Annotated in this window: 23 protein-coding genes; 10 read left to right on the plus strand and 13 right to left on the minus strand. The window is 58.7% G+C overall.

The features are described from left to right. Positions 1-208: 208 nt before the first annotated feature. The 8 genes from alaS to mltB form a co-directional block, all read right to left on the minus strand. Positions 209-2,836 carry an alanine--tRNA ligase gene (alaS, locus tag F0320_RS16875; RefSeq protein WP_126329561.1) on the minus strand — a complete coding sequence of 876 codons (2,628 nt, stop codon included), beginning with the start codon at positions 2,834-2,836 and terminating at the stop codon, positions 209-211. A gap of 131 nt (positions 2,837-2,967) precedes the next feature. Then, on the minus strand, positions 2,968-3,468 hold the full coding sequence (gene recX, locus F0320_RS16880) for a recombination regulator RecX (protein ID WP_033146366.1): 501 nt from the start codon (positions 3,466-3,468) through the stop codon (positions 2,968-2,970). Between the two features lie 69 nt (positions 3,469-3,537). After that, positions 3,538-4,596, minus strand: a complete 1,059-nt coding sequence (gene recA / locus F0320_RS16885) for a recombinase RecA (RefSeq protein WP_023308943.1) — start codon at positions 4,594-4,596, stop codon at positions 3,538-3,540. An 89-nt stretch (positions 4,597-4,685) separates the two neighbouring features. Next, positions 4,686-5,183, minus strand: coding sequence for a nicotinamide-nucleotide amidase (gene pncC / locus F0320_RS16890; RefSeq protein WP_023308944.1), 498 nt, complete (start codon positions 5,181-5,183; stop codon positions 4,686-4,688). 129 nt (positions 5,184-5,312) lie between these two features. After that, positions 5,313-6,191 carry a metal ABC transporter substrate-binding protein gene (locus F0320_RS16895; protein WP_126329563.1) on the minus strand — a complete coding sequence of 293 codons (879 nt, stop codon included), beginning with the start codon at positions 6,189-6,191 and terminating at the stop codon, positions 5,313-5,315. 14 nt (positions 6,192-6,205) lie between these two features. Then, positions 6,206-7,066: a metal ABC transporter permease gene (locus F0320_RS16900; protein WP_039263400.1), complete on the minus strand. Its 861-nt coding sequence runs from the start codon at positions 7,064-7,066 to the stop codon at positions 6,206-6,208. Further along, positions 7,063-7,716: a metal ABC transporter ATP-binding protein gene (locus F0320_RS16905; protein WP_126329565.1), complete on the minus strand. Its 654-nt coding sequence runs from the start codon at positions 7,714-7,716 to the stop codon at positions 7,063-7,065. The genes F0320_RS16900 and F0320_RS16905 overlap by 4 nt, the downstream gene beginning before the upstream one ends. 261 nt (positions 7,717-7,977) lie before the next feature. Continuing rightward, a complete protein-coding gene (gene mltB, locus F0320_RS16910; protein WP_173651697.1) occupies positions 7,978-9,078 on the minus strand; it encodes a lytic murein transglycosylase B in 1,101 nt (366 codons plus the stop codon). A gap of 252 nt (positions 9,079-9,330) precedes the next feature. Between mltB and srlA the strand changes: the two genes are divergently transcribed. The 7 genes from srlA (at position 9,331) to gutQ (ending at position 14,241) form a co-directional block, all read left to right on the plus strand. After that, positions 9,331-9,894, plus strand: a complete 564-nt coding sequence (gene srlA, locus F0320_RS16915) for a PTS glucitol/sorbitol transporter subunit IIC (protein ID WP_023333189.1) — start codon at positions 9,331-9,333, stop codon at positions 9,892-9,894. After that, entirely contained in the window at positions 9,891-10,850 is a 960-nt protein-coding gene (gene srlE / locus F0320_RS16920; RefSeq protein ID WP_047650299.1) for a PTS glucitol/sorbitol transporter subunit IIB, read from the plus strand. The genes srlA and srlE overlap by 4 nt, the downstream gene beginning before the upstream one ends. 12 nt (positions 10,851-10,862) lie before the next feature. Then, positions 10,863-11,225, plus strand: a complete 363-nt coding sequence (gene srlB / locus F0320_RS16925; RefSeq protein ID WP_023308951.1) for a PTS glucitol/sorbitol transporter subunit IIA — start codon at positions 10,863-10,865, stop codon at positions 11,223-11,225. A gap of 14 nt (positions 11,226-11,239) precedes the next feature. After that, positions 11,240-12,019, plus strand: a complete 780-nt coding sequence (srlD, locus tag F0320_RS16930) for a sorbitol-6-phosphate dehydrogenase (RefSeq protein WP_023294411.1) — start codon at positions 11,240-11,242, stop codon at positions 12,017-12,019. Positions 12,020-12,086: 67 nt separating this feature from the next. Continuing rightward, on the plus strand, positions 12,087-12,446 hold the full coding sequence (gene gutM / locus F0320_RS16935; protein WP_045286053.1) for a transcriptional regulator GutM: 360 nt from the start codon (positions 12,087-12,089) through the stop codon (positions 12,444-12,446). A gap of 63 nt (positions 12,447-12,509) precedes the next feature. Then, positions 12,510-13,283 (plus strand): glucitol operon DNA-binding transcriptional repressor SrlR, encoded by a 774-nt coding sequence (gene srlR / locus F0320_RS16940; protein ID WP_032640855.1) that lies wholly within the window; start codon positions 12,510-12,512, stop codon positions 13,281-13,283. Next, on the plus strand, positions 13,276-14,241 hold the full coding sequence (gene gutQ / locus F0320_RS16945) for an arabinose-5-phosphate isomerase GutQ (RefSeq protein ID WP_033146372.1): 966 nt from the start codon (positions 13,276-13,278) through the stop codon (positions 14,239-14,241). Before srlR ends, gutQ begins: the two co-directional genes overlap by 8 nt. Here the strand turns inward: gutQ and norR are convergent. After that, positions 14,238-15,752, minus strand: coding sequence for a nitric oxide reductase transcriptional regulator NorR (norR, locus tag F0320_RS16950; protein ID WP_126329569.1), 1,515 nt, complete (start codon positions 15,750-15,752; stop codon positions 14,238-14,240). The two genes, gutQ and norR, sit on opposite strands and share 4 nt — an antisense overlap. Before the next feature lie 186 nt (positions 15,753-15,938). Between norR and norV the strand changes: the two genes are divergently transcribed. Then, positions 15,939-17,381 (plus strand): anaerobic nitric oxide reductase flavorubredoxin, encoded by a 1,443-nt coding sequence (gene norV, locus F0320_RS16955; protein ID WP_126329571.1) that lies wholly within the window; start codon positions 15,939-15,941, stop codon positions 17,379-17,381. Next, entirely contained in the window at positions 17,378-18,511 is a 1,134-nt protein-coding gene (gene norW / locus F0320_RS16960) for an NADH:flavorubredoxin reductase NorW (protein ID WP_126329573.1), read from the plus strand. The genes norV and norW overlap by 4 nt, the downstream gene beginning before the upstream one ends. A gap of 450 nt (positions 18,512-18,961) precedes the next feature. Here the strand turns inward: norW and F0320_RS16965 are convergent, their stop codons facing one another. The 4 genes from F0320_RS16965 to F0320_RS16980 all read right to left on the minus strand — a co-directional run bounded on the left by F0320_RS16965 (position 18,962) and on the right by F0320_RS16980 (position 23,901). After that, a complete protein-coding gene (locus F0320_RS16965; RefSeq protein ID WP_047650296.1) occupies positions 18,962-19,984 on the minus strand; it encodes a HoxN/HupN/NixA family nickel/cobalt transporter in 1,023 nt (340 codons plus the stop codon). Position 19,985: 1 nt separating this feature from the next. After that, on the minus strand, positions 19,986-22,202 hold the full coding sequence (gene hypF, locus F0320_RS16970; protein WP_126329575.1) for a carbamoyltransferase HypF: 2,217 nt from the start codon (positions 22,200-22,202) through the stop codon (positions 19,986-19,988). A gap of 5 nt (positions 22,203-22,207) precedes the next feature. Continuing rightward, positions 22,208-22,753, minus strand: coding sequence for an electron transport protein HydN (gene hydN, locus F0320_RS16975; RefSeq protein ID WP_126329577.1), 546 nt, complete (start codon positions 22,751-22,753; stop codon positions 22,208-22,210). Positions 22,754-22,887: 134 nt separating this feature from the next. Beyond that, positions 22,888-23,901, minus strand: coding sequence for a LacI family DNA-binding transcriptional regulator (locus F0320_RS16980; protein ID WP_126329579.1), 1,014 nt, complete (start codon positions 23,899-23,901; stop codon positions 22,888-22,890). A gap of 214 nt (positions 23,902-24,115) precedes the next feature. Between F0320_RS16980 and ascF the strand changes: the two genes are divergently transcribed. Beyond that, positions 24,116-25,567, plus strand: coding sequence for a PTS cellobiose/arbutin/salicin transporter subunit IIBC (gene ascF / locus F0320_RS16985; RefSeq protein WP_126329581.1), 1,452 nt, complete (start codon positions 24,116-24,118; stop codon positions 25,565-25,567). Positions 25,568-25,577 lie beyond the last annotated feature (10 nt).

Here is a 25,577-nt window from a genome sequence, read left to right on the forward strand (position 1 = left end):
TCTCTTGTATCCCGGCATTATCCATCATATAACGCCAAAAAGTAAGCGATGACAAACACGTAAGTGTAAGCAGTCACGGCATCACATTCTGTTAAACGTAAGTTTAGCCGATATACACAAACTCAACCTGACTTTATCGTTATCGATAGCACAGTGAACAAGACGCCATAACGTTACCGCTATGGCGTCTGCTTGTGCTTTGTAGTTATTACAGTTTCGCGCTTACCCAGCTTTCAACGCTGGCCAAAGCTTGCGGAAGTGCCGCCGCATCCGTACCACCGGCTTGCGCCATGTCCGGACGACCGCCACCCTTGCCGCCCACCTGCTGAGCGACCATACCAATCAGTTCCCCTGCTTTTACGCGGTCGGTCACATCCTTAGAGACGCCCGCAATCAGAGAAACCTTACCTTCTGCCACTGTCGCCAGCACGATAACGGTAGAACCAAGCTGGTTCTTGAGATCGTCGACCATAGTACGCAGCATCTTAGGCTCAACGCCCGCCAGATCGCTGACCAGCAGTTTGACGCCCTTAATGTTTACAGCCTTGCTGGAGAGGTTTGCACTCTCCTGCGCCGCAGCCTGCTCTTTCAGCTGCTGCAGCTCTTTTTCCAGCTGACGCGTGCGATCCAGCGCAACGCGCACTTTCTCGCCCAGGTTCTGGCTATCGCCTTTCAGCAGCTGCGCGATGTCGTGCAGCTGATCGCTCTGCGCATGCAGGCTGGCAATCGCACCTTCACCGGTCACCGCTTCAATACGACGCACACCTGCCGCCGTTCCCGACTCGGAAACAATGCGGAACAGGCCGATGTCACCAGTGCGCGATGCGTGCGTACCGCCGCACAGCTCGGTAGAGAAGTCGCCCATGCTCAGCACGCGAACGCGCTCGTCGTATTTCTCACCAAACAGCGCCATCGCACCTTTTTTCTTCGCGTCCTCGAGCTCCATGATGTGGGTCTCGATTGGCAGGTTACGACGGATCTGCGCGTTCACCAGATCTTCCACCGCGCGGATTTCAGACGGTTTCATCGCTTCAAAATGCGAGAAGTCGAAGCGCAGCACTTTATCGTTAACCAGAGAACCTTTCTGTGCAACGTGGGTACCGAGCACGTCGCGCAGGGCAGCGTGCATCAGGTGGGTCGCAGAGTGGTTCAGACGAATGCGCGCGCGGCGAGCTTCATCCACGTTAGCCTGTACGCCCTCGCCCACTTTCAGAGAACCGGAAACCAGTTTGCCCTGGTGACCAATCGCCTGACCGTATTTCTGGGTGTCGCTGACGCTGAAGCTGAAACCGTTGCCTTTCAGTTCGCCTTTATCGCCAACCTGACCGCCGGATTCCGCGTAGAACGGCGTTTTGTCCAGAATGACAACCGCATCCTGGCCCGCGCTGATGCTGTCCACGGCTTTACCGTCAACAAACAGAGCGGTCACTTTGCCGGTCAGTTCCAGCGCGTCATAACCTTTGAATTCAGACGCGCTATCAACGCGGATCATCGCGTTGTAGTCTGCACCGAAACCGCTGGATTCACGCGCACGACGACGCTGCTCTTCCATCGCGGCTTCGAAGCCCGCTTCGTCAACTTTGATGTTGCGCTCGCGGCAAACGTCTGCCGTCAGGTCAACCGGGAAGCCGTAGGTGTCGTACAGGCGGAAAGCGGTTTCGCCATCCAGCGTGTCGCCCTTAAGTTTCGCCAGCTCTTCGTCCAGCAGCGCCAGACCGCGCTCCAGCGTACGCGCAAACTGCTCTTCTTCGGTTTTCAGAACCTGCTCTACCTGTGCCTGCTGGCGTTTCAGCTCATCACCGGCAGCACCCATCACGCCAATCAGTGGCCCAACGAGTTTATAGAAGAAGGTGTCCTTCGCGCCCAGCATGTTGCCGTGACGGATGGCACGACGAATGATACGACGCAGCACGTAGCCACGGTTTTCATTCGACGGGATAACGCCGTCGGCAATCAGGAACGCACAGGAACGAATGTGGTCCGCGATGACGCGCAGCGATTTGTTGTTCAGATCGGTCGCGCCGGTAACGTCCGCAACGGCTTTGATCAGGGTGCTGAACAGATCAATCTCGTAGTTGGAGTTAACGTGCTGCAGAACCGCGGCAATACGCTCCAGGCCCATACCGGTATCGACGGAAGGCTTCGGCAGCGGCTCCATCGTACCGTCAGCCTGACGGTTGAACTGCATGAAGACGATGTTCCAGATCTCAATGTAGCGATCGCCGTCTTCTTCCGGGCTGCCTGGAGGGCCGCCCCAGATATGGTCGCCGTGATCGTAGAAGATCTCGGTGCACGGACCGCAAGGGCCGGTATCACCCATCTGCCAGAAGTTGTCAGATGCGTATGGCGCGCCTTTGTTATCACCGATGCGAATAATACGCTCGCGCGGGATCCCGACATCTTTTTCCCAGATTTCGTAGGCTTCGTCATCGGTTTCATAGACGGTAACCCATAGACGCTCTTTCGGGAGGTTGAACCAGTTTTCACCGGTCAGCAGTTCCCACGCATATTGAATGGCATCGTGTTTGAAGTAGTCGCCGAAGCTGAAGTTACCCAGCATTTCGAAGAACGTATGGTGACGCGCGGTGTAACCGACGTTTTCCAGGTCGTTGTGTTTACCGCCCGCACGCACGCAACGCTGTGAGGTTGTGGCGCGGGAATAATTACGCTTGTCGAGACCAAGGAACACATCCTTGAACTGGTTCATCCCGGCGTTGGTAAACAGCAGAGTTGGATCGTTGTTCGGTACCAGGGAGCTGCTGGCAACAACCTGGTGTCCCTTACTATGGAAAAAATCGAGAAACGCCTGACGGATCTCAGCGGTGCTCTTGCTCATAATTATCCTGAAATCAAGCTAACGAAATGTCGTAGCCAGCCTGTATCGGTAAACCGTTGGACAGGCCAGCTACTGGAAAAAGTGGGAATAAGATAAGTTTTCTTGGGTGGGAAGTAAAATCCCGCATGCGTTCAATCGGCAAAATTACGCCAGATATCCTGAATATCTTCCATCAGAAAGCCGCGGTAGAGCAAAAAGCGCTGGATTTTGACTTTTTCTGAAAATTCACGCGGCAGCGGTTCGCCGTATTTACGAATCGCCTGTTCTCTGGCCAGCTCGCACCAGTCAGTATCGCATTCGCGCATCGCTTTTTCGATGGACTCCCGGGCCACCCCTTTCTGGTTCAGCTCCTGCCGGATGCGCGCGGGCCCATATCCTTTACGGCCGCGGCTGGCGAGAAACCGTGAGGCAAAACGCTCGTCATCAAGATAACGATGCTCGTAGCACCAGGCAATCACGCGGTCATAATCCTCTGCGGTGGCATCAATCTCTTCCGGCCCGTTTTTACTCATTACCGGCGCCGACAGTTTTCGCCGCAGCTCCTGTTCACTGTGGTCACGAACGGCCAGGATGCGCACCGCACGGTCCAGTAAGCGTGCATACGCGGGTCGACGTGTTGTCGGTTCACTCATAAAAAAACCTGCTGGTTCAGAAATGCAAAAAGGGCCGCATCAGCAGCCCTTCATTTTTAAACGAAAGAATTAAAAGTCTTCGTTAGTTTCTTCAGCATCCGCGGCATCCACCACGAAATCAGGTTTGGAGTCCTGGTTGTTCAGCAGAAGCTCACGCACCTTCTTCTCAATCTCTTTCGCCGCAGCCGGGTTCTCTTTCAGCCAGGAGATCGCGTTCGCTTTACCCTGACCAATCTTGTCACCGTTGTAGCTGTACCAAGCGCCTGCTTTTTCAATCAGCTTCTCTTTCACGCCCAGGTCAACCAGCTCGCCGAGGAAGTTGATCCCTTCGCCGTAGAGGATCTGGAATTCAGCCTGTTTGAACGGCGCGGCGATTTTGTTCTTCACAACCTTCACGCGGGTTTCGCTACCGACCACATTCTCGCCCTCTTTCACCGCGCCGATACGGCGGATATCCAGACGGACAGAGGCGTAGAATTTCAGTGCGTTACCACCGGTAGTGGTTTCCGGGTTACCGAACATCACACCAATTTTCATACGGATCTGGTTGATGAAGATCAGCAGCGTGTTGGACTGCTTCAGGTTACCCGCCAGCTTACGCATCGCCTGGCTCATCATACGTGCCGCGAGGCCCATGTGAGAGTCACCGATTTCACCTTCGATTTCGGCTTTTGGCGTCAGTGCGGCAACGGAGTCGACCACGATAACGTCAACGGCACCAGAACGCGCCAGCGCATCACAAATTTCCAGCGCCTGCTCACCGGTGTCCGGCTGAGAACACAGCAGGTTGTCGATATCCACGCCCAGCTTGCGGGCATAAACAGGATCCAGCGCGTGCTCGGCATCGATAAACGCACAGGTTTTACCTTCGCGCTGTGCCGCGGCAATCACCTGCAGCGTCAGGGTGGTTTTACCGGAGGACTCTGGCCCGTAGATTTCTACGATACGGCCCATAGGCAGACCGCCAGCGCCCAGCGCGATATCCAGAGAAAGCGAACCGGTGGAGATGGTTTCCACATCCATGGAACGGTCTTCACCCAGGCGCATGATGGAGCCTTTACCGAATTGCTTTTCGATCTGGCCCAGTGCTGCCGCCAACGCTTTCTGTTTGTTTTCGTCGATAGCCATTATTACTCCTGTCATGCCGGGAGAAGCGACTGTGCTTCACCGTGGATTTCTGTTCTGTTGGTGCAATTATACTGTATGGTCATACAGTATCAAGTGTTTTGTAGAAATTGTTGCCAGAGCGTTTTTAACGCATAAACGGTTGCCTGACGACGCACGCTTTCGCGATCGCCGCTGAAGCACTCCCGGCGGGTGATCCCTTCCCCTTTGGAGGTGGCGAACCCAAACCAGACGGTGCCGACAGGCTTCACGTCGCTACCGCCGTCCGGGCCTGCAATGCCGCTAATGGAAATGGCGTAATCTGCCCGCGCCTCTTTGAGCGCGCCAATGGCCATCTCGATCACCACCGGTTCGCTGACCGCGCCATGCTGTTCAAGCGTGGATTCACGCACGCCAATCATCTGAGCTTTAGCTTCGTTACTGTAGGTCACAAAACCGCGTTCAAACCAGGCGGAACTGCCGGCAATATCGGTAATCGCTTTCGCCACCCAGCCGCCGGTGCAGGATTCCGCGGTGGTGATTGTCGCGCCACGCTGCTTCAGTGCGAGGCCAACGATCTCGCTAAGCTGCATCAATTCATGGTCAGTCATTCTCGCTCCAGGCATCAGAAAAACGTGCTGCACAAGATAGCACTTTCTCGTCAGATGTGGAGATGGACTTCAGGTTTTACGAGGGGGCTTCAGAAAAAAGCCGGTACGGACGCACCGGCGGTGGAAAGGCTATTTCATGCTCTCAGCGAGGGTGTTCACATTGTGGCGAAACGCCTTAACGTAGGTATCTGCCACCCCACCTTTTGCCGACAGCGCTTCGGGGTAAAGCTCCCCCCCGGGCTGTGCGCCCGTCGCCGACGCAATCTGTTTCACCAGACGCGGATCGAGCTGATTCTCCATAAACCAGGTTTTCACGCCGTCGGCTTTAATCTGATTGATAATCTCGGCGACCTGCGCCGCGCTGGCTTCGCTCTCAGACGACAGCCCCTGCGGCGCCATAAACGTCACGCCGTAAGCGCGGCTGAAATAGCCGAACGCGTCATGGCTGGTCAGCACTTTACGCTTCGCCAGTGGAATCTGGCTAAAGCGCGTTTTGGCCCAGTTATCCAGCTGGTTAAGCTGCGCGATATACGGTTTACCGGAGGCTTCCAGCGCGGCTTTGTCCTGCGGGTCAGCTTTCACCAGCCCGTTCAGAATATTTTGTGCATACAGCGCTCCGTTCGCCGCGCTGTTCCACGCATGGGGATCGGTCACAGTCTTTCCATCTTCCTCAAGCGTGTGGGTTTTCACCCCAGTTGAGGCGACAACCAGTTGCCCTTTGAACCCGGAGGCTTTTACCAGACGATCAAGCCAGCCCTCCAGCCCAAGGCCGTTTACCACTACCACATCAGCCTTGCTCAGGGCCGCGCTGTCTTTCGGCGACGGTTCGAAGGTATGCGGATCGCCGTCCGGCCCGACCAGCGTCGTCACGTTCACATGGTCGCCGCCCACCTCCTGCGTGATATCCCCCAGTATCGAAAAGCTGGTCACCACATTCAGCGTTTTCGCCATCACGCCGTGCGACATCATCCCCAGCGCGAGCGCCACTACAAATCCTGTACCTTTCATCGTTTCCCCTTGCGTTAAAAATACGCCCGCAGGCTGCCAGCGAGCCTGCTTCGCGTACCCAGTAAAATGGAAATAAAGAACAGCGCGCTGGCGGTGAGCACGATGGATGGCCCGGCCGGCAGACTCATCGCCCAGGAGAGGCTTAGCCCGAGCCACGCACAGAAGATACCGCTGATACCCGCCATCAGGAGTAATGCCGGTAACGTGCGCACCCAGCAGCGGGCTGCCACGGCCGGAAGCATCATCAGCCCGACGGCCATCAGCGTGCCGAGCACCTGAAAACCGGCCACCAGGTTAAGCACCAGCAGCGCCAGAAACAGGCCGTGCAGCAGGCCAGGCAGCCAGCGGGCGTTCACCTGCAGCCAGGCGGTATCAAACGCTTCTGTCACCAGTCCGCGATAAAACAGCGCCAGCGTGATAAGGGTGAACATGCACACGCCCGTGACGAACAGCGCGGCGTCGTTGTCCACGGCGAGGATAGATCCGAACAGCAGATGCAGCAGATCGACATTCGACCCGCGCAACGATACCAGCGTGACCCCCAGCGCCAGCGAGCCGAGATAAAACCCGGCAAAGCTGGCATCTTCTTTCAGCGGCGTGCGTCGACTAACCAGACCGGCCAGCAGCGCCACGGTAATTCCCGCGATAAAACCGCCAATACTCATCGCCAGCAGCGACATACCGCTGAGCAAATACCCCACGGCGACACCCGGCAAAATAGCGTGAGAAAGGGCATCGCCCATCAGGCTCATCCGACGCAGCTGAAGAAACACGCCGAGCGCGGTGGTGCTGACGGAGAGCGCCAGGCAAACCACCAGCGCGCGACGCATAAAGCCATACTCAATGAACGGCTGAAAAAAGAGATGCCAGATCATGCCACCCTCACCCGCTCGGTTTTCCACTGGGGAACGTCAGCATCCAGCCGCAGCGTTTGCGGAAAATGGCGCGACACGCGCTCGCTGTCGTGCAGTACCGCGAGCAGCGTTTGCCCCTGCATATACATCTCCAGCATCAGATCCATCAGCACGTTGCAGGTGGCTTCATCGACCCCGGTAAAGGGTTCATCCAGCATCACCAACGGCGCCTGCTGCACCAGGACGCGGGCAAACAGCATGCGCTGAAACTGACCGCCGGAGAGTTCATCGATGGTGGATAACGCCATGGACTCAAGCCCGACGCGCTCAAGCGCGCTGGCAATGCGCAGCCGCGTTTCGCGACGAAACCCGGAAAAAAGCGAAATGCCCGGCCAGCAGCCCATGCTTACCACGTCCTGTACGGTCAGCGGAAACTGCGCCTCCAGCGCGTGTCGCTGTGCCAGCCAGCCGATTACCGGTCGCTTCCCCTGCCAGCGGAAGCCGCCGCTGACGGGAGGAATAAATCCCGCCAGCGTTTTCAGCAGCGTCGATTTCCCGCAGCCGTTAGCGCCGATAATGGCGGTCATGCTTCCCCGGTCGATTACACCCGAAAGAGGACGCGTAACGGGCTGGCGTTCATATCCCGCGACAAGTTCATTCATCACAATCATGGCAATGCCACCGCCCAGCGCACGGCCAGCCCGATAAAGGCAACAAGCACCAGCGCCAGCAAAAGCCGAACCAGAGCAGACAGAGAAAAAAGGGACGTTGACATGTCGACACCGTATTAAATGTTATAACATAACAATAATGAAAGACGGTTAAGATGTAAATGGCGGGTTTGAAAAGGGAGTGTGGCGAAATGTTTCTGAGAAAAACCAGGATGGGCGCGGGGTACCCTCTCCCAAAGGGAGAGGGCGGAATAAGATGACTTACTGACTAAACGGCGACGCCGCCGGAACGCGCGCCTGGGACACTGCCAGCCCCAACTGCCACACCGCCATTGCATAATGGGTGCTGTGGTTATAGCGGGTGATGGTGTAGAAGTTCGGCATGCCGTACCAGTACTGGTAGCCCGTCCCGACATCCAGACGCAGCAGGCTCACCTGATCGACATTGCCCAGCGGCTGGGTTGGCGTTAAGCCCGCCGCCGTCAGCTGTGCGACGCTGTATTTAGTTTTGAAGCCGTTTTCCAGGCCAAACGCCTCGCCGTTTGCCTGTACGGCAACCTGGCCGCCCGGCGTCCAGCCGTGCGCTTTGAAGTAGTTCGCCACGCTGCCGATGGCATCCACCGGATCCCACAGGTTGATATGACCGTCCCCGTTAAAGTCGACGGCATATTGTTTATAGGAGGACGGCATAAACTGGCCGTAGCCCATCGCGCCGGCAAACGACCCTTTCAGATCGAGCGGATCGTCCTGCTCGCTGCGCGCCATCAGCAGGAAGGTTTCCAGCTCGGAAGAGAAATACTCCGCGCGGCGCGGGTAGTTAAAGGAGAGCGTCGCCAGCGCGTCGAGGATGCGGGTTTTACCCATCACGCGGCCCCAGCGGGTTTCCACGCCGATAATCCCGACGATGATTTCAGGCGGTACGCCGTACACCTGCCACGCGCGGTTGAGCGCATCTTCATACTGATTCCAGAACACCACGCCGTTTTGCACGTTGTCCGGGGTAATAAACTGTTTGCGATAGCGCAGCCACGCGCCGTTTGGCCCGCTCGGCACCTGGGCGGTCGGCGCCTGCCTGTCCATCAGGCGCAGCACGTAGTCCAGGCGCTTGGCCTGAGACAAAATTTCGTGCAGCTGCTGTCTGTCAAAGCCGTGCTTGCTCACCATTTTATCGATGAACTGCTCGGCCGCCGGGTTATTCGCGAAGTCGCCGCCCATCTGCATCATATTGTGCTGCGGCTCCAGCAGGAATCCTCCGGAAGGCGCGCCCGCCGTTTGCTGAACGGCTTCGGTCTTAGGTTTGCTACTACAGGCAGACAGCAGAATAAGCGCAGGCAACAGCGCTGCATAACGACGCTTGAACATGAGACATCCATTTAACGGGTTCGATAAGAACCCAGTATGGTAAAGCATCCGCAACACCTCAAGGAAGCGGTACGCACCTCCCCCACGCAAATCCGCGCTTTTTTCCACCGAAAATCATTCGCCCCACCAATAAACTTTCAAAATAACCCTTTTTTCTTTCATTGTGAGATCTAATTAACACTTTAAAACCTTTCAAAGTGATTATTATTAGCCCAGTCAGACAAAAACAAAAAAGCCCCACAGGAGAGAAGAATGATAGAAACCATCACCCACGGCGCCGAGTGGTTCATCGGGCTGTTTCAGAAAGGCGGAGAAGTGTTCACCGGCATGGTGACCGGGATCCTGCCCCTGCTGATCAGCCTGCTGGTGATCATGAACGCGCTGATCAACTTTATCGGCCAGCAGCGCATCGAACGCTTCGCCCAGCGCTGCGCCGGGAATCCGCTGTCCCGCTACCTGGTACTGCCGTTCATCGGCACCTTCGTGTTCTGCAACCCGATGACCTTAAGCCTCGGCCGCTTCATGCCGGAAAAGTACAAGCCGAGCTACTACGCCGCCGCCTCCTACAGCTGCCATTCGATGAACGGCCTCTTCCCGCACATTAATCCCGGCGAGCTGTTTGTTTATCTCGGGATCGCCAGCGGTCTCACCACCCTTGGCCTGCCGCTCGGCCCGCTGGCGGTGAGCTACCTGCTGGTTGGCCTGGTCACCAACTTCTTCCGCGGCTGGGTGACCGACCTCACCACCGCCATTTTTGAGAAAAAAATGGGCATCCAGCTTGAACAGAAAGTCCATCTTTCAGGAGCCACAGCATGAACCGGATCCGCATTGAGAAAGGCACGGGCGGCTGGGGCGGCCCGCTGGAGTTCGACGCCACCGAAGGCAAAAAGATCGTCTACATCACCGCAGGCACGCGCCCGGCGATCGTCGACAGGCTGCGCGAGCTGACCGGTTGGGAAGCGGTCGACGGCTTCAAAGAAGGGGAACCACCGGAGGCGGAAATTGGCGTGGCGGTAATCGACTGCGGCGGCACTCTGCGCTGCGGCATCTATCCGAAGCGCCGCATTCCGACGGTAAATATTCACTCCACCGGAAAATCCGGCCCGCTGGCACAGTACATCCTTGAAGACATTTATGTCTCAGGCGTGAAGGAGGACAACATCACGCTGGTGAACGGCACTCCGGCGCCGCAAAAAGCGGCCCCGCGCGAGTATGACACCACTAAGAAAATCACCGAGCAGAGCGACGGCCTGCTGGCGAAGGTCGGGATGGGCATGGGTTCCGCCGTGGCGGTGCTGTTCCAGTCCGGGCGCGACACCATCGACACGGTACTGAAAACCATTTTGCCGTTTATGGCATTCGTCTCGGCGCTGATCGGCATCATCATGGCGTCCGGCCTGGGCGACTGGATTGCCCACGGCCTCGCCCCGCTCGCCAGCCACCCGCTCGGGCTGGTGACGCTGGCGCTGATCTGCTCCTTCCCGCTGCTGTCGCCGTTCCTCGGACCGGGCGCGGTGATTGCCCAGGTCATCGGCGTACTGATTGGCGTGCAGATTGGTCTGGGGAACATTCCCCCGCATCTCGCCCTGCCCGCCCTGTTTGCCATTAACGCCCAGGCGGCGTGCGACTTCATCCCCGTTGGGCTGTCGCTGGCCGAAGCACGCCAGGACACCGTGCGCGTGGGCGTGCCGTCCGTGCTGGTGAGCCGCTTCCTGACGGGCGCGCCGACGGTGCTGATTGCCTGGTTTGTCTCCGGCTTTATTTATCAATAAGAGGTTCCTGCGATGACCGTGATTTACCAGACCACCATTACCCGCATCGGCCAGAGCGCGGCCGACGCGCTGAGCGACCAGATGCTGATCACCTTCCGCGAAGGGGCGCCTGCGGATATCGAAGAGTTTTGTTTTATCCACTGCCACGGCGAGCTGAAGGGCGAGCTGAAGGCAGGAAGCCAGCTGGAGCTGGGCGAGGCGCGGTATGCCGTCACCGCCGTCGGCGACGTCGCCGAGCAAAACCTGCGCGAGCTGGGCCACATCACCCTGCGTTTCGACGGCCAGCCGCAGGCGGAATATCCCGGCACGGTTCACGTCGCGGGCCCGGTTCCGCAGGCTGTCACCCCAGGCTGCACGTTAAAATTTGTTGCGTAATTAAGGAGAAACACATGAGTCAGGTTGCCGTTGTCATTGGTGGAGGACAAACCTTAGGCGAGTTCCTCTGCCGTGGGCTTGCCGCAGAGGGCTACCGCGTGGCGGTAGTGGACATTCAGAGTGAAAAAGCCGCCCGCGTGGCGGACACCATTAACACCGAGTTTGGTGAAGGAATGGCGTACGGGTTTGGCGCCGACGCCACCAGCGAACAGAGCGTGATGGCGCTCGCCCGCGGCGTGGACGAGATTTTTGGCCGTACCGACCTGCTGGTTTATAGCGCCGGTATTGCGAAAGCGGCCTTTATCAGCGACTTCGAGCTGGGAGATTTTGACCGCTCGCTGCAGGTCAATCTGGTGGGCTATTTCCTCTGCGCCCGCGAGTTTTCCCGTCTGATGATCCGCGACGGCATTCAGGGGCGCATCATTCAGATCAACTCCAAATCGGGGAAAGTGGGCAGCAAGCACAACTCCGGCTACAGCGCGGCGAAGTTTGGCGGCGTGGGGCTGACGCAGTCTCTGGCGCTGGATCTGGCCGAATACGGCATTACCGTGCATTCGCTGATGCTGGGCAACCTGCTGAAATCGCCGATGTTCCAGTCCCTGCTGCCGCAGTATGCCACCAAGCTCGGCATCAAGGCTGAGGAAGTGGAGCAGTACTACATCGATAAAGTGCCGCTGAAGCGCGGGTGCGATTATCAGGACGTGCTGAACATGCTGCTGTTTTACGCCAGCCCGAAAGCCTCGTACTGCACCGGGCAGTCGATTAACGTCACCGGCGGGCAGGTGATGTTCTGATCGAGCGGGCCGATGCCCTCACCCTAACCCTCTCCCATGGGGAGAGGGAACAAAACAAGGAGCCGATATGGTCACCGCACTCATCACCGTCGCCGCCCTCGCCTGGATCTGCCAGATGGCGTTTGGCGGCTGGCAGATCCACCAGTTTAACCGCGCGTTTGACGCGCTGTGTCAGAAAGGTCGCGTCGGGGTCGGGCGTTCCGGTGGACGCTTCAAACCGCGCGTGGTCGTCGCCGTTGCGCTGGATGAAAACAATAACGTCTGCGATTCCCTCATCATGCGCGGCATGACCGTCTTCGCCCGACCGGTGAAAATCCAGGCAATCAACGGCATTTCGCTGCAGGAATTACGGCCTGATGTGATCTTTCCCCATGATCCACTCTGTCAGAATGCACTATCATTAGCGCTTAATCTGAAACATGGATAATTTCGTTGTGAAAGCTATAGACTTGCGAAATTATCATTTCGCAACCTAAGGAACGAAGCGCCTATGAAACCTCGTCAGCGGCAGGCGGCCATTCTCGAGCATCTGCAAAAGCAGGGAAAATGCTCGGTAGAGGATCTGGCCCACTACTTTGACACCACCGGCACGACAATACGCAAGGATCTGGTATTGCTCGAAAACTCTGGCGCCGTCATTCGAACCTACGGCGGCGTGGTGCTCAACAAGGACGAAGCGGACCCGCCTATCGATCACAAAACGCTGATCAATACCCACCAGAAAGCGCTAATTGCCGAAGCCGCCGTCAAATTTATCCACGATGGCGATTCCATCATTCTGGATGCAGGCAGCACCGTCCTGCAGATGATCCCGCTGCTCAGCCGCTTTAACAACATCACGGTGATGACCAACAGCCTGCACATCGTCAATGCCCTGTCGGAGTTTGACAGCGAGCAGACCATCCTGATGCCCGGCGGCACCTTCCGCAAAAAATCGGCGTCGTTTCACGGCCAGCTTGCGGAGAATGCCTTCGACCACTTCAGCTTTGATAAACTGTTTATGGGCACAGACGGCATCGACCTGAACGCCGGCGTTACGACGTTCAACGAAGTGTTCAGCGTCAGTAAAGCCATGTGCAACGCCGCGCGGGAAGTGATTTTGATGGCCGACTCGTCGAAGTTTGGCCGCAAAAGCCCCAACATTGTCTGTAGCCTTGAAAGCGTTGATAAGCTGATTACCGACGCAGGTATCGACCCGGCGTTCAAGAAAGCGCTGGAAGAGAAAGGAATCGACGTGATCGTAACCGGAGAGAGAGATGAGTGATTTTCTGTTAGAAACGGGCCGCCAGACGCTGATGCTGGAACTGCAGGAAGCCAGCCGCCTGCCGGAACGTCTGGGCGAGGATTTTGTCCGTGCCGCCAACACCATTATCCACTGCGAAGGCAAAGTGATCGTGGCGGGCATCGGTAAATCCGGCCATATCGGCAAAAAGATTGCAGCGACGCTCGCCAGCACCGGCACCCCGGCGTTCTTCGTGCACCCTGCTGAGGCGCTGCACGGCGATCTGGGGATGATTGAAAGCCGCGACGTGATGCTGTTTATCTCCTACTCCGGTTCGGCTAAAGAGCTGGATCTGATTATTCCGCGCCTGCAGGAAAAATCGGTCGCCTTGCTGGCGATGACTGGGAAATCCCGCTCGCCGCTGGCGCTGGCCGCCAAGGCGACGCTGGATATTTCCGTTGAGCGTGAAGCCTGTCCGATGCACCTCGCCCCGACCTCCAGCACCGTTAACACCCTGATGATGGGCGACGCGCTGGCAATGGCGGTGATGCAGGCGCGCGGCTTTAACGAAGAAGATTTCGCCCGTTCGCATCCTGCGGGCGCGCTCGGCGCACGCCTGCTCAACAAGGTTCACCACCTGATGCGCACCGACGACGCCATTCCGCAGGTTAAACTCGATACCAGCGTCATGGACGCGATGCTGGAGCTCAGCCGCACCGGTCTGGGGCTGGTTGCGGTGTGCGATGACGGCGGGAGCGTCAAGGGCGTGTTCACCGACGGCGACCTGCGCCGCTGGCTGGTGGGCGGCGGCAGGCTGGAAACCAAAGTGTCGGACGCCATGACCAAAGGCGGGCTGACGCTGAACGCCGAGAGCCGCGCCATTGAAGCCAAAGAGGTGCTGATGAAGCGCAAAATCACCGCCGCACCGGTGGTGGATGACGCTGGCAGGCTGTGCGGCGCCATCAACCTGCAGGATTTCTATCAGGCCGGCATTATCTAACCCTTCAGTCCCAGACGCTTCGCCAGCCTGTGCAGGTTGGCGACGTCCATCTCCAGCGCCCGCGCGCACGCCGCCCAGCTGCGGTTATTCTGCTCCAGCGCGCGGGTAATCATCTGACGCTGAAACGCCTCCGTGGCTTCACGCAGATTTTCATTCGCTATCTCGGGTGCCGCCTGGGCGACAGCCGGTGCGGTTTCATCCTGCAGCGCAAAATGCCGCGCGTGGAGCACCACTTCATCACCCGAACGCGTCGCCCGCGCCAGCACCACCGCGCGGTGGATCGCATGCTCCAGCTCGCGCACGTTGCCCGGCCAGCCGTAGCTCAGCAGATGCGACCTCGCACCCGGGCTCAGCACCACGCGGGAAAGCCCTATCCTGAGACGGCACTGCTCGCAGAAAAAGCCCGCCAGCAGCACCACGTCGTCCCCGCGCTCGCGCAGCGGCGGCACGGTAAGCGGGAACACGCTCAGGCGATGGAACAGGTCGGCGCGGAACTGCCCTGACAGCACCGCTTCGCGCAGGTCACGGTTGGTGGCCGCCAGCACGCGAACGTCCACTCTGTGGCTGCGGTCATCCCCCACGCGCTGGATGTCGCCGTACTGCAGCACGCGCAGCAGCTTGGCCTGCAGCGACAGGGAGAGCTCGCCGATTTCATCCAGAAACAGCGTGCCGTTATCGGCCATTTCGAATTTGCCGCTGCGGTTGCTGATGGCCCCGGTAAACGCCCCTTTAACGTGACCAAAAAGCTCGCTTTCCGCCACGCTTTCCGGCAGCGCGGCGCAGTTGAGGTACACCAGCGGATTGACCGCGCGCGGCGACGCTTCGTGAATGGACTTCGCCACCAGCTCCTTACCGGTGCCGGTTTCCCCGAAGATCAGCACGTTCAAATCGGAGGCGGCAACAATCTCAATCTCTTTTTTGAGCTGCGCCATACCCGGAGAAAGGCCGATCATCTCCGTGTGCGTTACCTGCTCAAACGCCGCCGGGCTGCCGGGAAGAATGTTCTGGCTCTCCAGCTGTTCAATCAGCAGGGCATTGTTCAGCGCCCCGGCGGCCAGGGCGGCAATCAGGCGCAGCTCTTCGTCGCTAAAGGTGTCGAACTGGTCCGGCGACAGGCCGTCAAGGGTCAGCGCGCCGATCAGGTTTTGTCCGGCAAATAAAGGCAGGCCGATACAGGCGTGCACCTTCAGGCTCTCCTGTCCGGGAATAAGACCGTCGTACGGGTCGGGCAGATCGCTGTCCGCCGGAAAGCGCACCACGTCACCCGCGCGGGCGATGGTTTCCAGACGCGGATGGCCCTCAAGGGTAAAACGCCGCCCGAGCACGTCCTTCGCCAGCCCGTCGATAGCCAGCGGAATAAACTGCCGCCCCTCGTAGCGCAGCAGCGCGGACGCATCGCACTCAAGCACGCGGCGCAGCGTGGAGATCAGCCGCTGAAAGCGGTCCTGATGGCCGATACCGGTCTGCAGCTCAATGGCGATCTTCGCCAGCACGTCTACGGAAAAGCTCATAGTGACCTCGCTGTCATTTTGACAATGCATGTTGTCATATTGACACTGCTTTTGATAGTCATAATGACTACCCACTACGGATCATAAAAGTATTAATTAAGTAAAATCAACAAATTAAAAACTGGCACGCAACTTGATATAGGCAAACCATCTTATTTGAAAATGCTGTATTACGTAGAGGTTGCTATGTCTATTCTGGTTAAAAATAACATTCATTGGGTGGGTCAACGTGACTGGGAAGTGCGCGATTTCCACGGGACGGAATACAAAACGCTGCGCGGCAGCAGCTACAACAGCTATCTCATCCGCGAAGAAAAAAACGTGCTGATCGATACGGTCGATCACAAGTTCAGCCGCGAGTTCGTGCAGAACCTGCGCAGCGAAATCGACCTGGACGCCATCGACTACATCATCATCAACCACGCTGAAGAAGATCACGCCGGCGCGCTGACCGAGCTGATGTCCTACATTCCGAACACGCCGATCTACTGCACCACCAACGCCATCGACTCAATCAACGGCCACCACCACCATCCGGAGTGGAATTTCCACACCGTGAAAACCGGAGACGCGCTGGATATCGGCAACGGCAAGCAGCTGATCTTCGTGGAAACCCCGATGCTGCACTGGCCGGACAGCATGATGACCTACATGACCGGCGACGCGGTGCTGTTCAGCAACGACGCCTTCGGCCAGCACTACTGCGACGAACGCCTGTTCAACGACGAAGTGGACCAGACCGAGCTGTTCGAGCAGTGCCAGCGCTACTACGCCAACATCCTGACGCCGTTCAGCCGCCTGGTGACGCCAAAAATCACCGAGATCCTCGGCTTCAACCTGCCGGTGGACATGATTGCCACCTCCCACGGCGTGGTATGGCGTGAAAATCCAACCCAGATTGTGGAGCTCTACCTGAAATGGGCGGCGGACTATCAGGAAGACCGCATCACTATTTTCTACGACACCATGTCCAACAACACCCGCATGATGGCGGACGCCATTGCTCAGGGCATCAACGAAGTGGACCCCAACGTGGCGGTGAAAATCTTCAACGTGGCGCGCAGCGATAAGAACGAGGTATTGACCAACGTCTTCCGTTCTAAGGGCGTGCTGGTGGGCACCTCCACCATGAACAACGTGATGATGCCGAAAATTGCCGGTCTGGTAGAAGAGATGACCGGCCTGCGTTTTCGCAACAAGCGCGCCAGCGCCTTTGGCTCCCATGGCTGGAGCGGCGGCGCGGTAGACCGTCTGTCTACGCGTCTGCAGGATGCCGGTTTTGAGATGTCCCTCAGCCTGAAGGCGAAATGGCGTCCGGATATCGACGCCCTGGAGATCTGCCGCCAGCACGGCCGCGACATTGCCCGTCAGTGGGCGCTCGCTCCGTTGCCGGAAGCGGCGGCAAAACCAAGCGGAAAGCAGGACGCCTGCCCTGCCGCGGAAGCCGCCGATCCCGGACCGCGCATGCAGTGCAGCGTCTGCCAGTGGATCTACGACCCGGCGCTGGGCGAGCCGCTGCAGGATGTCGCGCCGGGCACGCCGTGGAGTGACGTGCCGGACAATTTCCTCTGCCCGGAATGCTCCCTCGGAAAAGACGTTTTTGACGAACTGGGTACGGAGGCAAAATGAGCAACGGAATCGTCATCATCGGCTCGGGCTTTGCCGCCCGCCAGCTGGTGAAAAACATCCGCAAGCAGGATGCCAGCGTGCCGCTGACGGTGATTGCCGCCGACAGCATGGACGAGTACAACAAGCCTGACTTAAGCCACGTGATTAGTCAGAATCAGCGTGCCGAAGACCTCACCCGCCAGACGGCGGGGGAGTTCGCCGAACAGTTTAACCTGCGTCTTTTTCCCTACACCTGGGTCACCGACATCGACGCAGAGGCTCGCGTGGTAAAAGCTAAAGAGAAAACCTGGCAGTACGACAGGCTGGTGCTGGCCACGGGTGCCTCTGCGTTTGTGCCGCCGGTTGAGGGCCGCGAGCTGACGATCACCCTCAACAGCCAGCAGGAGTATCAGGCCAGCGAAACGGCGCTTCGCGACGCACAGCGCGTGATGATTGTCGGCGGCGGGCTGATAGGCACCGAGCTGGCGATGGATTTCTGCCGGGCGGGTAAATCCGTGACTCTGGTCGACCACGCGGCAAGCATTCTGTCGTCGCTGATGCCCGCAGAAGTAAGCAGTCGCTTACAGCATCGCCTGACCGACATGGGGGTGCATCTGCTGTTGAAATCGCAGCTGCAAAGCCTGAGTAAAACCGAAGGCGGCATTCTTGCCACGCTCGACCGCAGCCGTAGCGTTGAAGTGGATGTCGTGGTTGCCGCAACGGGCCTGCGCCCGGAAACCGCGCTGGCGCATCGCGCAGGCGCCGAAATACAGCGTGGCGTGAAGGTAAATAGCTACCTGCAAACCACGCAACCTGATATTTACGCGTTAGGCGACTGCGCTGAAATTAACGGTCAGGCACTGCCCTTTTTACAGCCAATTCAATTAAGCGCGATGTATCTGGCGAAAAACCTGCTCGGCGAAAACGCGCCACTGAAATTACCCGCCATGCTGATTAAAGTCAAAACGCCGGAATTACCGCTGCATCTTGCCGGTGAAACGCAACGTCAGGATCTGAACTGGCAAATTACCCTCGAACCGCAGGGAATGGTCGCGCGCGGCGCGGATAACGAGGGTCAGCTTCGCGCTTTTGTGGTTAGTGAAGACCGGATGAAGGAGGCTTTCGCTCTGCTGAAACAGTTACCTGCTTAACCCTCGCTTTGCCGGGCGGCGCTTCGTTTACCCGGCCAACAACAAGTCTACGCAGAGTTAACCTTTGAATTTTATTATTCACCGCCCCGATATTCCGGGGCTTTTTCTTACGCATTCTATTCATCAAATAAATGCAAAGCAGATATATCATCGCCATCAATCCCTTATTTATTATTTTCGTAAATGCTTTACTATGAAACAGCTTAAAAACATCATCCAGTTTTATTATTGGCAGCCAACTCAGTCTGAATAGATATCATCAGCAGGAGGCAAATCATGGCGAATTTTTATAAATAACTCAATTATATTTATCGCTATATCACACAAGCGAAGAATGCGGAATATATTTTATTCCGCAAAAGTTCTCCATTTTCAGCATCTTTTTATCGGTATGCCGCTATGCGCCAGCCATCGAGGAAGTCGCGGAGGTTGCGCCGTGCAGGAGCCGGTTCAGGAACGTACCACCAGCGCGTCGTAGCCGCGCCAGCGGTAGTTGACCATGGAGATCAGCCAGCAGGCGACAAACAGCCCAACCACCACAAACCCGGCGTTGCCCAGATTGTCGTTTACCGTGCCAATCAGATCCCACACGCCGCCGCTGAGGGCAAATTTGTCCATCAGCAGACCCAGCGCTTCCAGCCCGCCGATAAACAGCGCCACCACCACGGAGGTGCCGGTGATGGTTATGTTGTAGTAAAGCTTGCGCTGCGGCTTGTTGAACGCCCAGCCGTAGGCGCCGACCATCAACAGGTTATCGAGGGTATCCACCAGCGCCATGCCGCTGGCGAAGAGCGCCGGGAAGACCATGATTGACCACACCGACATTCCGCTTGACGCGCTGGCGGCAGAGATCCCCAGCACGCCAATCTCGGTAGCCGTGTCAAAGCCGAGGCCAAACAGGAAACCGACCAGGTACATTTGCCAGCTTTTATTCACCAGGCGGAAGGTTTTTCCAAACAGCCAGTTCATGACGCCGCCCTGGGCAGGGAGCGTGATGTCACCCTGCACGGGCCTGCCCTGCTTCAGCGCCTGAAAACTGCGCCAGACGCCGCGCAGGATCACCATGTTCACCAGCGCCATCGCCAGCAGGAAGGTGGCGGACACGGCGGTGCCGATCAGGCTGCCGGTTTCGTGGAACCATTCCATGTTTTTCTGGAACGCCGTCGCGGTAGCGGCGATAGCAATGGAGGCCAGCACTACGATGGTGGAGTGCCCCAGCGAGAACCACGCCCCCACGCCGGACGGACGTTTGCCCTGCTGCATCATCTTACGCGTCACGGTATCAATGGCCGCAATGTGGTCAGCGTCCACCGCGTGACGTAGCCCGTAGCACCACGCCAGCAGGCTGGCGGCCATCAGCGCCGTGCTGCCGCTAAAAGCGTGCCATGCCCATCCCCAGGCCAGCAGGTTTGCCATTACCAGAGCCAGCAGCAGAAGCGCGGCGCGAGGTTCATTGCGTAAGAGTCGTAACATTTTAAGTCCTTTGTGAACATGACCGGGCAGCGGCAACCACCGCCTGCCCGAAGGAGATCGCTCCGTCACCTGCGGGCAGGCGCGAAGGAAAAAGAAGCGTAAAGTCAGAAAGATAATGACGCAGGCGCGCGCGCAGCAGACGATTGTGCAGCACGCCTCCGCTGAGACAGATTGTCGACAGCGACAGTCGTCGGGCATGGCGCGCGGCGAGTTCCGCCAGCCCTTTTGCCAGCGCGTCGTGAAACGCCCACGCGCGCTCGCAGGGCTCAGCCTGCCAGGCAAGCCACTGCTGCCAGAACTGCGCGAGGTTATCCACGTTCAGCGTCACCGGATGGTCGACGCCCGCACACTGCGAAGCCAGCGCTTCCAGCCGGCAGGCCGCTTCACCTTCCCAGGATTGAGTTTCAATACCCAGCGCGCAGGCGACCGCATCAAACAGGCGACCACAGGACGAGGCCTGCGGCGCGTTGATGCCGCGCCGGATCGCCGTTGCCAGCAGCGGCCAGTTTTCACGCTGAACCGCGCGCGTTTCCGGGTACTGCTGCCAGTCAGGGACAAACGCCAGGCAGTGGGCGAGCAGATTGCGCCACGGCTGCCGCGCCGCCAGATCGCCCCCCGGCAGCGCAACGGCAGGCAGCCCGCCCAGACGCTCGCACGCGAGATAGCTCACCCGCAGGCACTCCCCGCCCCACAGCGCGCCGTTCTCGCCCATGCCGATCCCGTCCAGCGTCAGGGCAATCGCGTCTCCGCCGTCCAGCGGCCAGCCGTTCTCCGCCAGGCACGCCGCCGCATGGGCGTGATGGTGCAGTACGGTTTCGACCGGCAGCCCCTGCGCCTGCGCCCACCGTTGTGTGCGATAGCCCGGATGGGCGTCGCACACCACGCGCCTCGGCTGGAAGGCGTAAATTTTCTGCATCAGCGAGAGCGCGCCTCGCCACTGCGCTTCGACGCCCTCGTCACCGAGATCGCCAAAATGCTGGCTCAGCACCGCCTGGCTGCCACGCACCAGGCAGAAGGTGTTTTTCATCTCCGCGCCGGTGCATAGCATGGCGGGGATATTCTCAAAACCCGCAGGCAACGTGACGGCATCGGGCACAAAACCGCGCGCGCGGCGAAGCATCGTGCCGTCGCGATCCATTACCGAATCGTCCATCCGCTGCAGGATATCGCGGTTGTGCAGCAGGAAGCCGTCCGCGACGTCGCCGAGCTCATTCAGCGCCTGCTGGTTGGTCATGGCAGGCGGCCTGCCGCTGAGGTTGCCGGAAGTCATCACCAGCGGTCGCCGGCAGTCCATCATCAGCAAATGTTGCAGCGGGTTAGCGGGAAGCATGATGCCAATACAATCGAGTCCCGGTGCAATCCCTTCGGGAAACCCGGGAAGCGAGGCTTTTGGGGTCAGCACAATCGGCGCTGCGGAGGAGCGTAACAGCGTCTGGATCGCCTCCGGCACGCCGTCCGCATTCGGGATCATCACCGCCAGCGGCTTAGACGGTCGCTGCTTGCGGGCCCGGAGCGTCGCGACCGCCTGCGGATTACGCGCATCGCAGACGAGATGAAAACCGCCCAGCCCTTTGACCGCGACTATGCCGCCGCTTTTCAGCATCGCCACCGCCGCGCTCAGCGCAGCCTCACGGGCAGATGTGATGTTGCCCGCACGCCATTCCAGCGCGGGCCCGCAGTCCGGGCAGGCTACCGGCTGGGCGTGAAAACGTCGATCGGCGGGATTGCGGTATTCCGCTTCGCACGGCACGCAGAGGGGAAATGCGGCCATTGACGTGGCCGGACGGTCATAGGGCATCGCGCGGATAATGGTAAACCGCGGCCCACAGTGCGTGCAGTTGATGAACGGATAGCGATAGCGGCGCTCGCCGGGGTCGCGCATTTCAGCCAGGCACGCCGGACAGGTCGCGGCGTCGGGGACGATCTGCGTGTCCATTGTCCCGCCCGCGCTGTGGCGGATGGTAAAGTCCTCCGGCACCTGCGCCCAGGTAAACGGCTGCGTTTCCACGTGGTCAATGCGTGCCAGCGGCGGGCAGTCCTGATGCAGCCTCGCGGTAAAGGCCCCCCCATTACCCGCGAGGCGCACCAGCACGCCCTCTCCATCATTGCAGACGTCACCGGTCAACTGAAGCGCCTGCGCCAGCTGCCAGACGAAGGGACGAAACCCTACGCCCTGCACTTTACCGCGCACGCGCAGCTGTACGCCGTTGCTGCACATACGGTTCAGAACAGCAGCGATGACGACGTGTCGAATGCCGCACGACGGCGCTTTTCGGCGCTCATCTGCTCAAGCTTGTCGCGATCCACGCAGACCAGCGCGTGCGTCGGGCAGGCTTCCATGCAGGCCGGACCGGCGTCGCGGTGGTAGCACAGGTCGCATTTGTTGGCTTCGGCTTTGTCCGCGCGCACGCTCAGCCCCATGCCGCTGTTGCGCACCACCGGACGGACAACCACCTCCATCGCGCCGTACGGGCAGGCGACCACGCAGGTTTTGCAGCCAATGCAGCGCTCCTGCATGACGTGCACAAAGCCTTTCTCGCGTTGAATCGCCCCGTTAGGGCAGACGTTCGCACACGGTGCATCTTCGCACTGGCGACAGATGGCGGCGGTGGAAATATTCACGCCTTTGATGACGTGGATACGCGGCAGGAAGGTGTCAGGGGTAAGCGACGCGCAGTCCTGCTCCGCCTGATGGGAAACCACGCACGCCACTTCACAGGTACGGCAACCAATACACTTACTGGCATCGGCCATAATAAAACGGTTCATCTGCTTCTCCAGCATTACAGTTATGCGCGGAGATATTCATAAACCGTGCCAATAATTAACCCATTGATTTCATATGAATTTAAAAAATACGGAGGCGCTGTCATCGTCACTTATGACGATGACAGCTGTCGACATCAGCGGTGCGGGCCGTCAATAACGGAGTCGCGCAGGACAAGCTCGCCGGAGAAGGTTTGCTGATACTTAAACTCACCGCCGTCGAGCATGAAGATCAGGCGGCTGATGGTCTCTTTGATCATCTCCGTTACCGGGATGCGGACGCTGGAAAGCGACGGCACGATGTAGGGCGCGATGGCCACGTCGTCAAAACCGATCACCGACACCGCGTCCGGTGCGGCCACGCCGCTGTCGTGCAGCTGCTTCATGGCGCCGATCGCCATGTCGTCATTACTCGCCACCAGCGCCGTAAACCGTTCACCGCGCGCAAGCAGTTCGGAAACCGCCGCCGCGCCGCTGGCGGGGTTCCACTTCCCGCGCGCAATAAGGCCCTCGCGCAGCGGAATACCGTGCTGCGCCAGCGCGTCCTTGTAGCCGGAGAGACGCTCAACCCCGGTGGGAGAATCCAGCGAGCCGGTGATAAACGCGATCTCCCGGTGCCCTTTCGCAATCAGCTGCGACACCGCCTCCTGGCTGGAGGCTTTATGATCTGACCAGACGCTGTGGCTGCTGTTTTTCCGCAGGCGGCGGTTGAGCACCATAATGGGCTGCTCGCACTTCTCGACGATCTCATCCATCTCTTCCACGCTCAGAAAACGCGGATAGATAATCACCGCGTCGCAGCGCATATCGAGCAGGTACTGGATCGCCTCGCGCTCTTCATCCGCGCTGTGCTTGCCGTCCGCGAGGATCAGCTGCCGCCCCTTTTCTTCCGTCATGCGCGCGGCGTGAAACAGCAGTTCGCTAAAGTAGACGCCGTGATAGAGGGTGTTCGTCACCACCAGTCCCAGCGTCTGGGTACGTTTGGTTGCCAGGTTTCGCGCCAGCAAATTCGGGCGATAGCCGCTCTCTTCAATGGCCTGAAAAACCCGGTCTTTGGTCTCCTGGCTGACGTAGCCATTTCCCGACAGCACCCGGGACACCGTGGCTTTCGAAACGCCTGCCCGCTTCGCCACTTCAAGCATCGTGGTCATGTTGTTATTCCATCTGAATCTGATGAAGCGCAGTGTACTGCACTGCAAAAAAATTGTCGCAGCGGTGAAATCACGCTTTCGATACCCCATTGAGATCTGCATCACGAAACGAAAAAATGGTCAAAAAGCGATCTTGTTTCATTCATAGAAACTCATGATGATTATGTGGAACCGGTTTCCTACATGTCTCACAACAATAACAGGATCACATCCGATGGCCAAAAACTACGCTGCGCTGGCGAACGACGTTATCAGCGCGCTGGGCGGCAAAGAGAACATCGTCGCCGTCACCCACTGCATGACGCGTCTGCGATTCGTACTGAAAGACGAAAGCCTGACCGACGCTGCGCGCCTGAAAAGCATCAGCGGCGTGCTCGGCGTGGTGCGCAACGACAACCAGTGCCAGGTGATTATTGGCAACACGGTTTCACAGGCGTACCGCGAAGTGGTGAGCCTGCTGCCCGCTGACCTGCAGCCCGCAGTGCCGGAAGGTCCGCAGAAGATGACCTTACGCCGAATTGGCGCCGGGATCCTCGACGCGCTGATCGGCACCATGTCCCCGCTGATCCCGGCGATCATCGGCGGCTCGATGGTCAAGCTGCTGGCGATGATCCTTGAGATGACCGGCGTGCTGCCAAAAGGCGCGCCGACGCTCACTATTCTGACCGTCATCGGCGACGGCGCCTTCTTTTTCCTGCCGCTGATGGTGGCGGCCTCGGCGGCGGTGAAATTCAAAACCAACATGTCGCTGGCCATCGCCATTGCCGGCGTACTGGTGCACCCGAGCTTTATCGAGCTGATGGCGAAAGCCGCGCAGGGCGAGCACGTTGAGTTCGCCTTCATTCCGGTGACGGCGGTGAAATACACCTACACCGTCATCCCGGCGCTGGTGATGACCTGGTGCCTGTCATACATCGAACGCTGGGTGGATCGCATTACCCCGGCGGTGACGAAAAACTTCCTCAAGCCGATGCTGATCGTGCTGATTGCCGCCCCGCTCGCCATCGTGCTGATTGGCCCGCTGGGGATCTGGATCGGTAGCGCCATCTCCGCGCTGGTCTACACCATTCATGGCTACCTGGGCTGGCTCTCCGTCGCCATCATGGGCGCGCTCTGGCCGCTGCTGGTGATGACCGGGATGCATCGCGTGTTTACGCCAACCATCATTCAGACCATTGCCGAAACGGGCAAGGAAGGGATGGTAATGCCGTCGGAAATCGGCGCCAACCTGTCGCTCGGCGGCTCGTCGCTGGCGGTGGCGTGGAAAACTAAAAACCCGGAGCTGCGCCAGACGGCGCTGGCGGCGGCAGCCTCCGCCATTATGGCGGGGATCTCTGAACCGGCCCTGTACGGCGTGGCGGTGCGTCTGAAACGTCCGCTGATTGCGAGCCTGATCAGCGGCTTTATCTGCGGCGCGGTCGCCGGCATGGCCGGTCTTGCCAGTCACTCGATGGCGGCACCGGGGCTGTTCACCAGCGTGCAGTTCTTCGACCCGGCGAACCCGATGACCATCGTCTGGGTGTTCGGCGTGATGGGGCTGGCAGTCGTGCTGTCGTTTGTTCTGACCCTGCTTTTAGGGTTTGAGGATATCCCGGTCGAAGACGAAGCTGAAAAAGCGCGCACCCTGCAGACCTCACCGGTACAGAACAACGCAGCAAAAGCATAAATTGAAAGCG

This window comes from Enterobacter dykesii (genome assembly GCF_008364625.2).
Taxonomy (GTDB): Bacteria; Pseudomonadota; Gammaproteobacteria; order Enterobacterales; family Enterobacteriaceae; genus Enterobacter; species Enterobacter dykesii.

Coding starts and splice junctions, on each gene's coding strand:
- alaS (WP_126329561.1), bottom strand. CDS start 2,836: ATGAGCAAGAGCACCGCTGAGATCCGTCAGGCGTTTCTCGATTTTTTC.
- recX (WP_033146366.1), bottom strand. CDS start 3,468: ATGAGTGAACCGACAACACGTCGACCCGCGTATGCACGCTTACTGGAC.
- recA (WP_023308943.1), bottom strand. CDS start 4,596: ATGGCTATCGACGAAAACAAACAGAAAGCGTTGGCGGCAGCACTGGGC.
- pncC (WP_023308944.1), bottom strand. CDS start 5,183: ATGACTGACCATGAATTGATGCAGCTTAGCGAGATCGTTGGCCTCGCA.
- F0320_RS16895 (WP_126329563.1), bottom strand. CDS start 6,191: ATGAAAGGTACAGGATTTGTAGTGGCGCTCGCGCTGGGGATGATGTCG.
- F0320_RS16900 (WP_039263400.1), bottom strand. CDS start 7,066: ATGATCTGGCATCTCTTTTTTCAGCCGTTCATTGAGTATGGCTTTATG.
- F0320_RS16905 (WP_126329565.1), bottom strand. CDS start 7,716: ATGATTGTGATGAATGAACTTGTCGCGGGATATGAACGCCAGCCCGTT.
- mltB (WP_173651697.1), bottom strand. CDS start 9,078: ATGTTCAAGCGTCGTTATGCAGCGCTGTTGCCTGCGCTTATTCTGCTG.
- srlA (WP_023333189.1), top strand. CDS start 9,331: ATGATAGAAACCATCACCCACGGCGCCGAGTGGTTCATCGGGCTGTTT.
- srlE (WP_047650299.1), top strand. CDS start 9,891: ATGAACCGGATCCGCATTGAGAAAGGCACGGGCGGCTGGGGCGGCCCG.
- srlB (WP_023308951.1), top strand. CDS start 10,863: ATGACCGTGATTTACCAGACCACCATTACCCGCATCGGCCAGAGCGCG.
- srlD (WP_023294411.1), top strand. CDS start 11,240: ATGAGTCAGGTTGCCGTTGTCATTGGTGGAGGACAAACCTTAGGCGAG.
- gutM (WP_045286053.1), top strand. CDS start 12,087: ATGGTCACCGCACTCATCACCGTCGCCGCCCTCGCCTGGATCTGCCAG.
- srlR (WP_032640855.1), top strand. CDS start 12,510: ATGAAACCTCGTCAGCGGCAGGCGGCCATTCTCGAGCATCTGCAAAAG.
- gutQ (WP_033146372.1), top strand. CDS start 13,276: ATGAGTGATTTTCTGTTAGAAACGGGCCGCCAGACGCTGATGCTGGAA.
- norR (WP_126329569.1), bottom strand. CDS start 15,752: ATGAGCTTTTCCGTAGACGTGCTGGCGAAGATCGCCATTGAGCTGCAG.
- norV (WP_126329571.1), top strand. CDS start 15,939: ATGTCTATTCTGGTTAAAAATAACATTCATTGGGTGGGTCAACGTGAC.
- norW (WP_126329573.1), top strand. CDS start 17,378: ATGAGCAACGGAATCGTCATCATCGGCTCGGGCTTTGCCGCCCGCCAG.
- F0320_RS16965 (WP_047650296.1), bottom strand. CDS start 19,984: ATGTTACGACTCTTACGCAATGAACCTCGCGCCGCGCTTCTGCTGCTG.
- hypF (WP_126329575.1), bottom strand. CDS start 22,202: ATGTGCAGCAACGGCGTACAGCTGCGCGTGCGCGGTAAAGTGCAGGGC.
- hydN (WP_126329577.1), bottom strand. CDS start 22,753: ATGAACCGTTTTATTATGGCCGATGCCAGTAAGTGTATTGGTTGCCGT.
- F0320_RS16980 (WP_126329579.1), bottom strand. CDS start 23,901: ATGACCACGATGCTTGAAGTGGCGAAGCGGGCAGGCGTTTCGAAAGCC.
- ascF (WP_126329581.1), top strand. CDS start 24,116: ATGGCCAAAAACTACGCTGCGCTGGCGAACGACGTTATCAGCGCGCTG.